Raw genomic sequence first — 16,077 nt, forward strand, 5'->3', positions numbered from 1 at the left:
CGCAATCGCGCCTGAAAGCTCAATGGTGGGGCTTCATTTCTCGGAACACTGACTGAACCTTGCGGTGCGCGTCAGTCGCCTAGCCTTGTGTGTCGTGCCTCGTCAACTTCTGACTTGTGAGGGCGCGACAAAGTGTGCCCTAGCGCACAACTACCCCCCCTATCCCTATGTAGATTCCACCTCCGGTCGATGGGACGGAGCTCGTGACCGCTCGCCCTTTGTACTTCGGAGACACCTGTACCAATGTTCAATTCCCCCATCGGGCAGAACCTGCCCAAGCTCGCTCTCGCGCTATCGATTGGCCTCGGTGCCATTGGCTCGGCGCAAGCAGCGACCTACTACGTGCGCACGGACGGCGGTGACGCGAGTCAGTGCAACGGCTTGAGCAATGCTGCCTATCCGGGCAGTGGCACCGGCCAGTCCTGTGCTTGGAAGAGCCCAATCATCGCCCTGCCCGCTTCGGGTTCGGCGCGGATCGCGGGCGGCGATACGCTGCGCATTGTCCCGGGCACCTACCAACTCGGCAGCGGCGGCTATATGCAGCCGATCCCCAGTGGCCCCAGCAGGACGTCCAAGACGGTCGTCGTCGGCTACGGCGGCACCCCGAAGCTGGTGGGCGTTGGCGGCGCGCATCGCGTGCTCAACCTCGATGGCAGTTCCAACGTCGAGGTCGGCAACCTCGAAATCACCGACAACAGCGACTGCGTGTACGGCCATTCCGTATCGTCGGCAGCGTGCACCAGCAGCATGCCATGGGCTCGCGTGGGTCTGTATGCCCGTGCATCCAACTATGTCTGGCTGCATGACCTCAACATCCATGGCCTGGGTGCCCGCGGCATCAACGCCGGCGGTCTCAGCAACTGGACCATGGAGCGCCTGAAGATCAACAAGAACGGCAGCGCCGGCTGGGAAGGCAACATCGGCACTGGCGGGTCCAACTCCGGCAACATGGTCATGCGCGACATCGAGATCGCGTGGAACGGTTGTGGTGAGCGCGTGTCGACTGGCGAGCCGTGGGCCTGCTGGGCGCAGCAGACCGGTGGTTACGGTGACGGCTTTGGCACCACTGACACCGGCGGTAACTGGCTGATTGAAGATGCCTTCATTCACCACAACACATCCGACGGCCTGGATATGCGTTACATGGACGGCGCGGACACCACCAAGGTTACCCTGCGGCGGGTCTACTCGGTCGCCAATGCCGGCAACCAGGTCAAGATCAAGGGCAATTCGGTCGTCGAGAACTCCGTGCTCGTCGGTCAGTGCACCTACTTCCGTGGCAAGTACTACATGACGGAAGGCGATCTCTGCCGCGCGTATGGCAGTTCGTTGCTGCTGATCATGACCGGCAACGATACGGCCACCATCCGGCACAACACCATCGCGGGTGAAGGCGACGCGCAGATCGCTTACGGTGAAGGCACCAGCACCGACAAGATCTTCATCCAGAACAACCTGGTCGTGGGCTTCCCGTACTACGCCAATGCCTCGAACCAGACGTTGTTCAGTGGTGGCGGCGCTCCGGCGGCGAAGAGCTTCTCTGGCAACATGGGCTGGAAAGTGCGGTCCTGCCCGACCGGTGCGACCTGCACCCAGGATCCCCAGTTACGCAACATGACGTTGGCTTCGTTCGACGCTGAACCGCTGTCGGGCAGCCCTGTCATCGACAAGGTGACGATGAACAGTGCGGTCAACAGTGACTTCCTGCTCCAGCCGCGTCCGTCGGGTTCGTCCAGCGATGTCGGTGCTTACGAGGTGCAGGCGGGAGGTGCGGAGCCGACCCCGACCCCGACCCCGACCCCGACCTGCACCCGCGGCACGCCCACCGTAGGTTTGACTGGCCCGACCACCGCAGTGGCAGCCGGCACGGCGAACAAGTACTCAGTCAGCGTGAAGAACAATGACAGCAGTGGGTGCAGCAACACCACGTTCTCGCTCGCACGGAGCGTTCCTTCGGGTTGGACGGGCACGCTGTCAACGACGGGTCTTGCGCTGGCTCCTGGCGCGTCCGGTTCGGCGGTGCTGACGGTTACCTCGCCCGGTACCGCGTCCGCAGGCACGTACGGGATTGGTGTTGGCACGAGCAGCAGCGTTGGTAGCACCCATACCGCAAATGCTTCGGCGACGTACACCGTGGCAGCGCCGGCAGGCATGACGGAAGCGCTCTCGACCAGCAAGTCCAGCTACAAGGCCAAGGAGCGCGTCTACATCACGGCCAGGGTGATGCGCGGCACGGTACCTGTGTCTGGCGCATCCGTCGATCTGGTCGCACTCAAGCCCAACAACATCAACACGATCGAGTTGAGCGGGAAGACTGATAGTAACGGTTACGTAACGGTCTCGTTCATCTCGGGCTCCGGCACGAGTTCGATTGGCACGTACAAAGTGACGTCGACGGCTACTAGCGGCACCGACGTGGCCAAGGCGACCACCAGCTTCTCGGTTTACAAGTAAGCGATCGGCATTGCCAGAATGGGCCCCGCCATGCGGGGCCCTTTTTTTTCCGATGGGGCTGCGACCTCAAATCGTGTGCGCTCGCCCGTTCACAGAAGCCTTTCCTTGAGCCCTCGTGCAGTCGCTCGCAGCTTCGAGTCCAGCGCCAATGCTGGAATGGCATAGAGGACAACAAACATCAATCCGCCTGCAGCCAGCCTCGCCCAGACATTCTCCAGCCCAAACATGTCGAGCCCACGCGCAACAGCCACGAGGCCCGCCGCGCAGCCACAGGCAATCAACGCCGTCCTTGGCTCGGGGAGACGCGCAAGTCCCCGGGGGCATACCAGGAACTGCAGGATGCACAATGCGGCGTAGCTGGCAGCGGTGGCCCACGCTGCGCCCATGTAGCCCATCCTGGGGATCAGGAAAAAATTCAGGCCCATATTCAGTGCGGTTGCCAGTAACGTGATTCCAAGAACCGGGAGAGTCCGTTTTTTGAGCTGCAGGCCGTAGTTGGATATGGCAAACATCGCATAGATCGATATGGTGATGCCGACCACGACAAAGACTTCGCCGGACGCCGATTTGTCGCGGCCGCTCAACGCGATCAACAGGTCCTCTCCCGACACCAGCAACATCGCCACGATGGCGGTTACTGCGTAGGTCATTGGATGAAGGATGCGTGCCTTCAGTTCCCGGACGGCGCTGCTACCTCCGGCTTCGTACGTCCGCATGACCACCGGCGTGAAGGCTTCGGACAGGGTCGCGTTGATGAAGACGTTGAGTTGCATGGCCAGCGCGTAGCCGATGGCATAGATGCCAACCATCGAGAAATCGCCCGTGATGTGCTTGATCAGTACGCGATCCATGTTCGCCAGAACGCTTGCCGATAGCTCGTTGGCCATCAGGGGCACGCCATAGAGCAAGCCGTTGCGGAACGAGCGGACGTCGATATCCCCCATCGACACGGATACGTTCCGATACATCCAGTACGCCAGCCAGCCAAGCACCAGGACGATGGCGATTACTTTCCCCGCGTAGACGGATAGCGCGCTCTGCTGGACAAGGACGACGGCACCCAGCACGAAAACCAGTTCGAGGAAGCGGGCAATTATGCGGGTCGACATCAGGGTGTCTGATCGCTCGCTTGCACGCATCACCATTTGCACGATGTTGGTCACCGCGAGTAGTGGAATCATTGTCAGCGCGATCAGGAGCAATGGATGCAGCCCCCCATCGGCGCTCCACTTCACTACGACAAGTCCCGTTGCGAGGACGGCCCACATCGCAACGGACAGGACAATCGCCATCATCACGAAGTTGGTGCCGAAGCGGCGGAGCTCGGCCGCCCCACCTTCGTACGGGTAAAACCTGACAATGGCGTGCGGCGCGCCGAACTTGATGAGCGCGACGCCGAGCAGCATCAACGTGTCGTAGTAGCGGAGAATTCCAAACTCGGTGTTGTCCAGGAACCGCGTGAGAATTGGAAACGATATGAACCCAAGCAGCATCACAGCGCCATTCGTGACCGAGTAGCGTATGTAATGCGTCGCAATGTCCGGTCGCGGAGGAGGCGGTTTCCCCATGTCGTCCCCTGCGGCCGCCGCAGTGGCTGGTGTACTGCTCATCCGGAATGGATCTCGGCCCTGGGGGGCGTTCGGTGTGGCATGCCGGGTCTACCGCTCCAGTTGAATGGGACCAGGGACATCCTCGCGCGGGGCTGTCGCAGAGAACGGTGCTGAGGGTGATGAAACCTGATCCAGCGCATCCACAACGTGAAGGCAGGCTTGTCCGATCGGTGGCCGCCCAAACAGGTCGAGCACCTCGATCGGGCCATCCGCGTTGTAGGTGTGACACCCCATCGAGCCCCGGCCAATTTGGTGGGCCAGTCGCGAAATCGGGCGTTCACGGTAAATCCAGGGGCTCAACTCAAGCACCTCGTTGAACACAATGGCGTTGCCGTAGCATGGGCCGCAGTCCTGGGCCGGCCTTATCAGCTTTCCGTGGTGGACGAACAGCTTGCCGGCCATCCTTGCCCTACCGACGTCGCAAACGATCGGCGAGGCAGGATGTGGCCGATACGGACCGTCTATCGCATCCGACACAAAGAGGAAGAGGTCGTCGCTGGTGCTGGTCTCGTTCTCCGAAATGCTCGTGAACAGGTACCAGTGGCCATCCTGGTAGTGCAACGTCGGGTCTACGCATACCTGACCACTGACCAGGTCGCGAACCCGCGACCACGCCAATGGAAATCTGGTGGCGCGGTACAGGCTTATCCGTCGGTCGTAGCTCGACTCCACGGTCATGTACCACTGTCCTTGCCAGTGAAGAACTTGCGGGTAGGACAAGTGCCCGGGTTCGTCCAGTGCTGTCCCAAGACGGCGGGCCTGGCCGTCGGATATCTCCACACACGCGATGTTGGCGTTGTTCAGTCGGGGATCTTCCATCTCCTCAACGAATATCAGCCGTCTCTCATTGGCGCAGACAACAAAGGGATCCGCCCACCAGCCGACGTCGGGTCGAAGCAGTGCGTGCGACCCGAGCTCAGGCTTTGATGGGTCGATCGGCTGGCCAGACAGCCGGAGGGCGAGTGTCCAGCCGACACTGCCGTCCCGGCGCCTGCCCCGAGCGCGGCGTAGCGCGGCCTTGGCGATCAGCAGTAATGCACCCAAGCCAGCGGCGCGGCCCACGGGAGCCTGCGGCGGGAGACTCAGTTCTGCGACTGCGTGGTCCGGCAACGCTACGTCGTCGTGTGCGAGTCTGTGCAGCGCGCGCAGCAGCAGTGCAGGAAGCTTCCTGAAGGCGGCCTCACGTTGCCTGATGAAGGAACCCGCGCGGGTTTGTGTGGTTCCTCCCGCGAGGTCAATCGGGTCCCCACCCTCGGGCGTCAAGCGCAGCCCCAAGCGCGTGGTGAGATCGCCTCGAAGCATCGGTGACAGCAATGACAGCCCGGCGAAGCGCTCATCAAGCAGGCTGGGCTCCACGTGCCAGCAACCGTACAAGGCCCTGCTGGACAGCTCGTGGGTCCATGCACGTGGGCCCAGGAGGATGACCAGGTCGGGGCGCTGGGCTCCAAGGTGCTCAAACAATGAGGTGGGGTCCTGCCACGCGGCGGCGTCGCTACCTGCCCTGAAGGGCATCGCCACCCGAGAGAGCGCATGGCTGCGGCCCAGCGCGGCATGCTCGAGCGCCAGGGCCGCCCGGAGCATGATGCCCGGCCCGGGCACCACGGGCGCCAGTTCAGCAGCAGTTGCGGGATACAGGCTCAACCGGAGCCAGCCCTGGTCGGCGGCGAGCTCGTTGAGCTTCAGGACCCATGCGGGGACCACGGGAGGCACGACGATGGCCACGTTGAGCGGGTGGGTGCGCCCCTCCGGCATTTCGTACAGGGACGTCCTCGATGCGGTATTCGCATGCTTCATGACGGCCTCCCAGGCCGAAAGCCAAGCATCCAGTCGCTGGTTCTTTGGATCAAACGTTCGCGCTGCGCACGTCCAAAGTACGTGTGATCGCAATCGGGCCAGTAGTGGAGGGAAACGCCGGGAGCATTGGCATCCGGCCCGAAGCTCCAGGCGAACTGTCGATGGTGCAGGAACCGATCGGCATAGCCGCCACTGAAGATGCAGAGCATGCGAACGTCACGGGCCACCATCCTTGAGAATTGCTCCCGGGCTCGCGTCTTGTCGGGCCATGAGCGGAAGGCGCGGGAGTCGAGGCCGGCACTGGGCTTCAATTTGGCGGGCAGCCTGTTCGCGAAATGCTTCCACTCGCTGGGCAGCCGGCGCAGAAGCCCTAGCAATTTCGCGTAGTGGTACCAGGGCCCTGTAAACACGACGCCATCGAGCAGCAACAACCCACTGACCCTTGCGTCGCTGATCGTGACCTCCCAGCCGGTGTCCGCTGCGCTGCAGATGCCGCCGATGGCAAACGTGTGGCACCCATGGGCTGCCTGCAATGCGTCAATGGCCGCGATGCTCGCCTGCACGGCGTCGCATCCGGCAACACGAGGCGCCTCACCGATGCCGGGCGCGTCATAGCGAAAGCATTGCACACCGCTATTTGCGAGGTGCTCGGCCATCAGCACATGCAGCCGGAACGGCCCGGAGCGTGGCTGCAACCCAGCATTGGGCAATAGCAGGGTTGGACCGTCGTGATGCGCGCCGCTCAGGATTCCTGTCAGCCGACGCTCTGGGCCGAAACGAACAAACACCTCGCTTCCGGAAGCCGCATGCATTTGGCGTGCCTCCACGATCGCGTTCATGCGGCAGCATCCGTCAGCACAGCCGTACCCAGTCGAGCAACAAGCTCGCGCACAGTTGGCGTAAGGAAGAAGGTCGCATCCATGGCGGCGTCGATGGTGAACGCGGGTGCGTTGTCAGGAAGCGGAAGGATCCTGTCGAGGCCGCGGGGTGTTTCATCGATGCCGGCGCGCATTACCGCCCACGAGCGCGCCCTACCCCATCGCGCGCTTTCGACCCTGGCCTCCGCGAGGTCGGTGCGTAGCCGTGCGGACACCGGGAATCCCATCAGATCGCCGTCGTCTGCGGCCGCGACACGCGCGCCTCCTGGACGCGATGGGGGGCGGACGGTGCGCTCACGTGTATCGGCCTCGGTCAGCTGCCGCAGCCATGCGTCGCCGTCCGTGACTGGCTCCCACAGGACGATGAGGTCGGCATGGGCGCGCCCTGCCCAGCCATGGAGCGCGAGCGCGCTTCCACGCCATGCGAGTACGCACAGTCGGCTGATACCCGTGCGCTCATGAAGTGCCGAAGCCGCAAGGGTCAGGTCCGTGTTGATGCTGCTGAAGTCGAGTTCTTCGCCTTCGCCGCTGGAGTCTCCCGTGCCGTGGTAGTCAAAGCGCAGGCACGGCATCCCTGTGGCAGCAAGCTCGGCTGCGATCTCCGTCAGGAAGCGTCGGGTGCGCGGCAGTTCGTGCAGCAAGGGCGGAGCCATCACTATTCCAACGGAGGATGCACCAGGCGCCGGATGGAGAGCCGCGTACAGGCGACGCGGACCTGATGCGATCCAGAACGGCTCCCAGTCAATGCTCATCGCTTGCTCCCGAGGCCATGCCCAGCAGCCGGCGCAGCCCGCTGCCAAGTCGGGTGCCCGCCGTCCGGGTGGACGTCCGCGCCTCGGACGCATGCGGCAAGCCAAAGGCAACCTGCTCGAGCGTTTCGACGCCAAGACGTATCAGCTTGATGCGGTGCCCGGTCTCACGCTCGACCCGGGCGGCCATCTGCACGGCGAGCATGGAGTGGCCACCAAGTTCAAAGAAATTGTCATGGCTGGTTGCGGGAACACCCAGCAATTCGGTCCAAACCTCCGCCAGGTAGCGAACCCTGGGGTCGGCTTCCGCGGTGGGTGTGTCAGTGGCTGGGGGCTCAGTCTGGCTGGACGCGGGCGCGGGTAGAGCCGCCCGATCTACCTTTCCGTTTGGGAGATGGGGGATGGCATCGAGCACCACGAAGTGCTGGGGCAGCATGTACGCTGGCAACAGGCCCCGCAGATGGGTTCTGAGCGTGGCCTCGTCGACAACTTTGCCGGGTGCGGCCACGAGATACGCCACCAACCGCTGATCCCCGGGCCGGTCCTCGCGCACGATCACCAAAGCGCGCCCAACTTCGGGGCGGGATGCGAGGTTGGCTTCGATCTCCCCCAACTCGATCCGATAGCCGCGCACCTTCACCTGAGTGTCAAGGCGCCCCAGGTGCTCAAGGTGGCCGTCATGCCTCCAGCGGCCCCGGTCACCCGTGCGGTACAGCAAGGCGGGTACCTCCGGCGTCGCCGCGTTCAGTGACGGCGACGTGTATTGGTCGGCCACGAAGCGTTCTTCAGTCAATGCCGAACGGTTCAGGTAGCCCTTGGTCACACCCTGTCCGCCGATGCAGATTTCCCCAGGGACCCCACGCGGACAAAGCTCGCCGTGGGCATCGAGGATCCAGATGCTGGTGTTGGCGATGGGCGTGCCGATGTGCACGTCTGGCAGCCCGCCGTCCACGGAGGCGACGATATGCGCGCTGGTGGACCACACCGTGGTTTCGGTTGGCCCGTAGACATTCCACACCGAGCCACACCGGTTCACCAGTTCGGCCGCCAGGTCCGGCGGCATAGGCTCGCCGCCGCATAGGGCCTTGAAGCCACTCGCCCCGCTCCAGCCGGCGTCAAGGAGCAGGCGCCAGCTTGATGGCGTGCCTTGCATGACGGTCGCGCCGCAGGAGCCAAGCAGGGCAAGAAGCTCGGCTCCATCGCTGGCAGTCTCGTGGTCAGCAATGACGACGGATGCACCTACGCTGAGCGGCAACAGCAGCTCCAGCACCGCGATGTCGAATGACAGGGTCGTGATGGCGAGCAGTCGGTCCTGCGCTCGCAATCCCGGCTGCGCTCGCATGGCCGACAGGAAGTTGGATACAGAACGGTGCGGGACCACGACGCCCTTGGGCCGCCCTGTCGATCCAGATGTATAGATGACATAAGCGGCGTCTTCGGGCTTCGCTGCAGCCGCGTCCACCTCGAGCCGGGTGTTCGCTGCTAAGGCCACCAGCTCGTCCTGCTGGTCGAGCACCAGCAGGGGGCGACCGCGCAAGTCGAAGCGTTCGGCATGGTCACTGGTGGTCACCAGCATTGCCAGGCCAGCGTCGGCGGCCATGTAGGCAAGACGTTCGGACGGAAAGGCCGGGTCCAAAGGCACGTAGCCTGCACCGGTCTTCAGGATGGCCAGCATGGCTGCAACCATGTCTACGCCACGGTCCAGAGCGAGCCCCACCAAGGCCCCCCGTTTGACGCCGCCGGCGCGCAGGACGTGGGCAATCCGGTTGGCCTTTGCCTCAAGTTCGGCGTATGTCCACTGGCCGCCTCCGGCGATTATGGCCGTGTGGGCGGGCGTGCGATCGCATTGCCGCTCGAAGAATTGGTGCATGCCGCAACCCGCATCGTATGCGGTCGGGGCGGGCTGGAGCGCGTCGAGTTCGGCCCGGGCAAACGCATCGACCAGTGGGAGACGTTCCAGTGCAACGGCATCGGCCTGAACGGCCCCACGAAGCAAGGTTTCATAGGCGCCAAGCCAGCGCTCTATCGTGGCCCTGTCGAAGAGGTCGGTGTTGTACTGGCACTCCAGGCGCAACGTGCCCTTGGCCTGAACGGCGTTCAGGAACAGCTCGAACGTTTCGAAGCGCCTGGGGTTGCTGTCGAACTCCATCGACATTCCGGCAAACGCCGTGCTTTGCTGGTCCAGCGCCTGGTCGAGGTTGAACAGCACGCTGACCAGTGGCATGCGCGCCGGGTCACGCGGAATGCGAAGCTTGGTCAGCAGGGTGCCGAAGGTGCATGACTGGTGTTCGAGCGCGTCGAGCAACGTGCGCTGCGCGACGTCCACCAAGGTGCCGAACCCCTGCGACGCATCGACGTCGAAGCGAAGCGGCAATGTGTTGACACAGTGGCCGACCAGATCATCGTGCCCTGCGCTGGGCTGCCCTGCGGCCGGGATGCCAACGACGATATCGGTTTGTGCAGTCAGGCGGGCCAACAGGCCCGACCAGCCTGCAAGCAGCGTTGCGAACAGACTGGCCCCTCGCCTGGCGCCAGCACGGCGCAACATCGAGAGGAGCTGTTCGTCAAACACATGATCGACGCGGGCTGAAGCAAAGGTCCGAACCGGTGGCCGGGGATGATCGGTCGGCAACTCCAGGATCGGGGCGGGGCCAGGGAACCGGGCTACCCAATAGGCTTCATCGGCAGTGGGCTTCCCGTCTTGCCTGGACTCCTTCGCCGACAGCGCGTAATCGCTGAATTGCGCAGGTTCAGGCAATGCCTCGCCCGGAAGGCCAAGGCGACTGCCATACAACGCGCCAAGCTCGCGCACCAGCACCCACCAAGACCAGCCGTCACAGATGGCGTGGTGCGCGGTGAGCACGAGTATGTGGTCATGCTGCCCCAGGCGGAGCAACTCGGCTCTGAACAGCAGATCGACCGCCAAGGCGAAGGGCGTTTCCACCGATCGCAAAAGCTGCCGGCTTACCAGTTCCTCCTGCGCGGCTTGCGACAGGTTGGCGAGGTCGAGCATGTCAACCTGCAACGCGATTCGGTCGCGAATGCACAGCTCCCTTCCGCCAGGGGCGAGGTTGGCACGCAGCGCATCATGCCGATCCACCAGGTCTTGAAGGGCGAGCTTCAGGGCATCGACGTCGAGCGGACCGGTCATGCGCAGCGACACCGATAGATTGAAGGACAGTGACGCGTCCGCCCCCAACTGGTCCGCCAACCAGATCTCCTGCTGAGACTCAGTGGTGGGGACAACCAGCGACAGCTCGCCACCCTCGAACGGGTTGTAGTCCACTGGCTCCAGCGCAGGCGACGATGCGGCGGCTACTGTGCTCATGTGCCCACCTTCAAGAACTTTCCAGATCGATCCGGGTCAGGGATGAACCATCCTGGTTGCCCCCCTGGTTCACGCCCAAGCCGGGCCCCTGGCCACGGCGGCGACGCCGCGGCCATGACGCCATGCATGATTTGACGCACGCTGATCGCGGCGCCTTCGGCAAGCGACGGCGCACGGTCGACAGTCTTTGGTACATGGCCGGGCTCATCCGGCAGCTGCTGGTCCAGGTACTCGGCCAATCGGTCCAGGCTGCTGATATCGCTCATCAGCTGGCGAAACGTGATCCGCACCGGGAAGGTGCGCTGCAGCTGTAGGGCGACCTGGGTCAGCATCAGACTGTCCAGCCCGAGTTCCATGAAGTTGGCCTCCACCTCTGCATCGGCGAGGTTGAAGCCGGCGGTGTCTTCCAACAGGCACTTGAGCTGCTCGGTCAGCCGGGCACGCCGGCTTCCTGCGCCGGCACTGCCCTCCACGGTTCCCGGTGCTGCCTCGCCGTCCGGAGACAGTGGCGCTGCGGTCGCAGCGGCAACAGGGAGCGTGACCACGTTGTGCGCAGCCACGGCTTCGACCCAGAAGCGTTGGCGCTCAAACGGGTACGTTGGAAGCCGCACGCGGTGGCGCGACTGCCGACGGTCGAATACCGCGGGATCAAGGTCAACACCGCGCGACCACAGCTGTCCAGCAGCCGTACGCAGGCACGTCGCCTCCACCTCCGGATTGTCAGCGACGCTCGCCACGGCGTGGACATGATGCTGTTGTGCCGCAGGATGCTGACGAACCAGTGCGCTCAGTGTGGAGCGAGGCCCCACCTCCAGGAGCACTGGGGATCCGGATTCCGCAGCCGTCGCGACGGCCGAGGCGAAGCGCACCGGTTCCCGGAGGTGCGCCGCCCAGTAGTCAGGTGACACGGCTTGCGTGTCCTCCAGCCAATGTCCTGTGGCCGTCGAGACAATCGGAATGCGTGGCGGCGAAAGCTTGAGCGCTGCCACTTCGGCGCGGAACGCCCCGACCACGGGGGCCATCATTGCAGAGTGGAATGCGTGTGACGTGCGAAGCGGCCGGCAGGCAACACCCTCTGCTTCCAGCGTCTCCTTGAAGCGCGAGATGGCCTCCAGTGGCCCGGACACAACGCAATTGCCAGGCGCATTTTCTGCGGCAAGTGATAGCCCCGAGGGGAGCCTGGGCGTCAGCGCGTCCAGCGGCATGCGCACCGACAGCATGCCGCCGGCGGGCTGTGCCTGCATCAATGCGCCGCGCTTGGCGACCAGTCTCATGGCATCGTCCAGGCTGAACACCCCGGCCAGCGTCGCGGCGACAAATTCGCCGACGCTGTGCCCCAACATGGCAGCAGGCGAGATCCCGAGACTCATCCAGAGTTCCGCCAGTGCGTACTCCATGGCGAACGTCGCAGGCTGCATGATGGCAGTGGGGATCATCGCCAGCGGGTCGTCACTGAACATGCAGTCCCGAAGGTTGAACTCGCCCGCATCGCCGAACGCGTCCATGCACCCGTCAACGGCACTTCGAAACGCAGGCTCCTTGGCATACAGGGCCTTGCCCATGCCGGGATAGGTGGCCCCTTGTCCGGGGAACATGAAGACGGTATCGCTGGCACGCGCCGCCTTGCCACGAGCGATCATGGCTGCAGTGTCGGGGCTACGCAGCTGCTCGACAGCAGTTCGCGCATCGTTGGCCACGGCCGCGATGCGGTGTGGAAAGCGCTTTCGACCGACTGCGAGGGTCCACGCGACGTCCGCGAGGTTTTCGGCTGGATGCGCGTCCAGATGGTCTGCCAAGCGGGCCGCTGCGCGCGCCAATGCCGCGGGCGTGCGCGCAGACAGCGCGATCAACTGCGGGCCTTCCGTGGACTCGGAAGCCTGCAGCGGTGGTGCTTCTTCCAGCACGACGTGGGCATTTGTCCCCCCGACGCCAAAGGAGCTCACCCCCGCACGCCGAGGCACATCGGTGGCTGGCCACGGGCTCATCCCGGCGTTCACCAGGAACGGCGACGAGGCAAAATCGATGGCCGGATTGGGAGCGTTGAAGTGGAGGCTGGCTGGGAGTTTTTGCTCGGCCAGGGAAAGCGCGGTCTTGATCAGTCCGGTCGCGCCCGCCGCAATCACCAGATGGCCAACGTTGCTCTTCACTGAGCCGATCCTGCAAAAACCACGTGCATCCGTGCCCCTTCGGAACGCGCGGGTCAGCCCTTCGATCTCGATCGGATCGCCCACGGGGGTGCCGGTGCCATGCGTCTCGACGTAGCTGATGCTTCCCGGACTGACGCCTGCGCGTTGTTGGGCCATGGTGATCACGGCATCCTGGCCGTCACTGCTGGGCGCGGTGAAGCTGGCCTTTCCGCCGCCATCGTTGTTGACCGCGCCGCCAAGGATGACGGCAAAGATCTGATCGCCATCAGTGACGGCGTCGGATAGGCGCTTGAGCATTACCATGGCAGCGCCATCGCTGAACACCGTGCCCTGTGCTTGGGCATCGAACGCCCGCGTGCGCCCATCCGGAGACAGCATCGCGCCTTCCTGGTGCACGTAACCGCTCCGCGGCGGGCACGTGACCGTGATGCCACCCGCCAAGGCCATGCCACATTGGCCGAGCCGAAGGGCGTCCATCGCCTGGCAGACGGCCACGAGCGATGTCGAGCAGGCCGTGTGTACGCTGATCGCTGGGCCGGTCAGGTTGAGCTTGTAGGCTACGCGCGTTGCGATGAAGTCCTTCTCGTTGCCGAGCATCACCTGAAATGCGCCCACCTTGTCGATGAGGTCAGGACGGGCTGACACATGCCGCTGGAAATAGCTTGCATTGAACATGCCCGCAAACACGCCCACGGGAACTGGCGTGGCGTCGGGCACGTACCCGGCCCGTTCGATGCATTCCCAGGCGATTTCAAGCAGGATCCGCTGCTGGGGGTCCATCAGTTCCGCTTCCTTGGGACTGATCCCGAAGAAGGCAGCGTCAAACTGTTCAACGCCATCGATGATGCCGCGCGCCTTCACGTAGGCAGGGTCATCCCGTTCGGCGGCACTGATGGAAGTATCCAGCTCATCGGCGGCGAAGAAGGTGATGGTGTCTCGCCCTTCGCACAGGTTGTTCCAGAAGGCCTCGACGTCGGCGGCCCCAGGAAAACGCCCTGCCATTCCAATGATCGCGATCGGCTCCGCCAAGGCGGAGGTGGCTTGCGGTGCGGCTCGCGCTAGCCGCGACGGGTCGATGCTTGACGTGTCGCGCCCGTCCAGATGCCGCGCCAGTTGCGCGGGCGTGGGGCTACGGAACAACACCGACGTAGGAATATGGCCCGGGCCTTGCCAACCGTCGCTGGCGCAAAGCTTGTGGAGCAGGCGCGTGGCAAGCAGTGAGTCGCCGCCCAGTTCGAAGAAGTTGTCGTGGCGTCCTGGGCCATCGATTGCCAACACCTCGCTCCACAGGTGACAGAGCTGCTCCTCCAACGCCCCGATTGGCGCCTCAGCGGCGTAGGACAGCTCCGGTCGCTCCCGCGCGGGCGCCGGAAGGGCCCGCCTGTCCAGCTTTCCGTTTTCCGTAAGCGGCAAAGCAGACAGATGGACGAACGCGCTTGGGATCATGTAGTCCGGCAGAGCCGCGCCAAGGTGGGCGCGAAGCGCCGTCTGCGATAGCCGTTCCGCGGCGGGCACGATGTACGCGACCAATCGTGCCTCCGCCTCGGCGCCGTCCGCCCTGGCAACCACCGCGCATGCACGGACGCCAGCATGACGGGACAGGACACTCTCGATTTCGCCGGTCTCGATGCGGAACCCGCGGATCTTGACCTGTTGGTCGCTTCGGCCCAGGTACTCGAGGTCGTCGTCGGCCGTCTGTTTGGCCAGGTCTCCGGTCTTGTACAGCCGGACGGTGTCCCCATCGGGCGTTTGCCAGTCGAAAAACCGCTCCGCGCTCAGCTCGGGACGGTTCAGATAGCCTTGGCATACCCCTGCCCCGGCAACATGGAGTTCACCCACCTCCCCGGCTTCGACCGGCACGCGAGAGGGGTCCAGCAGGTACAACTGAAGGTCGGGAATGGGCCGCCCGATCATGCTTCCGAGGTTCCGCTCGATGTCTCCAAGGCCGATTGGCCGGTACGTCACATGGACGGTCGTCTCGGTGATGCCGAACATGTTGATCAACCGGGGGCGTTGCTCGCCATGCCGCTGCACCCACGGACGCAGCATCTGCAATTCAAGCGCCTCCCCACCGAAAATCACGTAGCGCAACGACAAGGCAGAGGGCTCGGTGCCGGACACCTGGTCGGCGTGAATGAGCGCCTTGAAGGCCGATGGCGTCTGATTGAGGACCGTGACGCCTTCACGCACCAGGAGGTCATGGAACAGCTCGGGCGACCGGCTCGTCAGGTAGGGCACGACAACCACCCGACCGCCATGCACCAGCGCCCCCCAGATTTCCCACACCGAGAAGTCGAACGCGTGGGAGTGGAAGAAGGTCCAGACGTCATCGGGCCCAAACTCGAACCAGGCTTGGGTCGACGTGAACAACCTCGCCACGTTGGCGTGGGTCAACAAGCAGCCCTTGGGCTTGCCGGTGGACCCGGAGGTATAGATCACATAGGCCAAGTTTTGACCCATTGCCACCGGTTCGGGGTCATGCCCCGGCCACGACGCAAACTCCGTCCAGTCTGGGTCCATCAGCAGGGTTGGCAGGTCGCGTTGGGGCAACAGCGGCAGATGCGATGCCGACGTCAACAGCGCGGTGGGCTTGGCGTCGTCCAGCATGAACTCGATCCGCTCGGCCGGGTACGCCGCATCAACCGGCAGGTAGGCGCCGCCGGACTTCAGGATGCCCAGCAGGCCCACCACCATTTCCGGTGACCGTTCCAGCGCTATCGCCACCAGCGAATCCGGGCCTACCCCCAGGCTGCGCAGGCGATGCGCCAACTGGTTGGCCCGGTGGTTCAGTTCGCCGTACGTCAGGATGGCGCCGTCGCAACTGACCGCGATCGCGTCGGGGGTTGCCGCCGCCTGCCGCGCCACCCGTTCATGAATGCAGCCCGCCCCGTCGGACACGCCTTGAGGCGGCAACGGCTTCCCGGATTGTTCGCTCATGCGCCCCTCCCAAGATGGCGCTAGCTCCGACCTCGACGAGGCTGCCGGTTAGGCCGTCTATCGCCGTTCCCCCCATTGGGGACGGCCTTCCACCGGCCGGTCATGATGATCGCGCTGACTTGTTTGGAAACGGGACGACCGTGGCCATGCGGCCACGCCGGAAGGCAGGGGCCCGGGCTT

Annotated in this window: 7 protein-coding genes; 1 reads left to right on the top strand and 6 read right to left on the bottom strand. The window is 64.1% G+C overall.

The window, feature by feature from the left end; genetic code table 11:
- Window positions 1–342 precede the first annotated feature (342 nt).
- Window positions 343–2,454, top strand: coding sequence for a choice-of-anchor Q domain-containing protein (locus tag N800_RS00540; protein WP_198032433.1), 2,112 nt, complete (start codon window positions 343–345; stop codon window positions 2,452–2,454).
- An 89-nt stretch (window positions 2,455–2,543) separates the two neighbouring features.
- Here N800_RS00540 and N800_RS00545 read toward each other — a convergent pair whose 3' ends face one another.
- From N800_RS00545 to N800_RS00570, 6 genes are read right to left on the bottom strand one after another with little or no spacing between them, the layout of a single operon-like run.
- Window positions 2,544–4,064 carry an oligosaccharide flippase family protein gene (locus tag N800_RS00545; protein ID WP_084086998.1) on the bottom strand — a complete coding sequence of 507 codons (1,521 nt, stop codon included), beginning with the start codon at window positions 4,062–4,064 and terminating at the stop codon, window positions 2,544–2,546.
- 48 nt (window positions 4,065–4,112) lie between these two features.
- Complete coding sequence (locus N800_RS00550) at window positions 4,113–5,858, bottom strand: glucosamine inositolphosphorylceramide transferase family protein (protein ID WP_036133516.1); 1,746 nt, start codon at window positions 5,856–5,858, stop codon at window positions 4,113–4,115.
- The gene (locus N800_RS15120) at window positions 5,855–6,697 is read right to left on the bottom strand and encodes an alpha/beta fold hydrolase (protein ID WP_156962813.1); all 843 of its coding nucleotides are present in this window, start codon (window positions 6,695–6,697) and stop codon (window positions 5,855–5,857) included. The genes N800_RS00550 and N800_RS15120 overlap by 4 nt, the downstream gene beginning before the upstream one ends.
- Window positions 6,694–7,488 (bottom strand): alpha/beta hydrolase family protein, encoded by a 795-nt coding sequence (locus N800_RS15125; RefSeq protein ID WP_156962814.1) that lies wholly within the window; start codon window positions 7,486–7,488, stop codon window positions 6,694–6,696. The genes N800_RS15120 and N800_RS15125 overlap by 4 nt, the downstream gene beginning before the upstream one ends.
- On the bottom strand, window positions 7,478–10,813 hold the full coding sequence (locus tag N800_RS00565; RefSeq protein WP_052107768.1) for a non-ribosomal peptide synthetase: 3,336 nt from the start codon (window positions 10,811–10,813) through the stop codon (window positions 7,478–7,480). Before N800_RS00565 ends, N800_RS15125 begins: the two co-directional genes overlap by 11 nt.
- A complete protein-coding gene (locus N800_RS00570) occupies window positions 10,810–15,897 on the bottom strand; it encodes a type I polyketide synthase (protein ID WP_084087001.1) in 5,088 nt (1,695 codons plus the stop codon). Before N800_RS00570 ends, N800_RS00565 begins: the two co-directional genes overlap by 4 nt.
- Between the last annotated feature and the right edge of the window lie 180 nt (window positions 15,898–16,077).

It is taken from the genome of Lysobacter daejeonensis GH1-9 (assembly GCF_000768355.1).
In the GTDB taxonomy this organism is placed as follows: domain Bacteria; phylum Pseudomonadota; class Gammaproteobacteria; order Xanthomonadales; family Xanthomonadaceae; genus Aerolutibacter; species Aerolutibacter daejeonensis.

Excerpts from the sequence above, each read along its gene's own strand:
- N800_RS00545 (WP_084086998.1), bottom strand. The coding sequence starts at position 4,064 with ATGAGCAGTACACCAGCCACTGCGGCGGCCGCAGGGGACGACATGGGG.
- N800_RS00550 (WP_036133516.1), bottom strand. The coding sequence starts at position 5,858 with ATGAAGCATGCGAATACCGCATCGAGGACGTCCCTGTACGAAATGCCG.
- N800_RS15120 (WP_156962813.1), bottom strand. The coding sequence starts at position 6,697 with ATGAACGCGATCGTGGAGGCACGCCAAATGCATGCGGCTTCCGGAAGC.
- N800_RS15125 (WP_156962814.1), bottom strand. The coding sequence starts at position 7,488 with ATGAGCATTGACTGGGAGCCGTTCTGGATCGCATCAGGTCCGCGTCGC.
- N800_RS00565 (WP_052107768.1), bottom strand. The coding sequence starts at position 10,813 with ATGAGCACAGTAGCCGCCGCATCGTCGCCTGCGCTGGAGCCAGTGGAC.
- N800_RS00570 (WP_084087001.1), bottom strand. The coding sequence starts at position 15,897 with ATGAGCGAACAATCCGGGAAGCCGTTGCCGCCTCAAGGCGTGTCCGAC.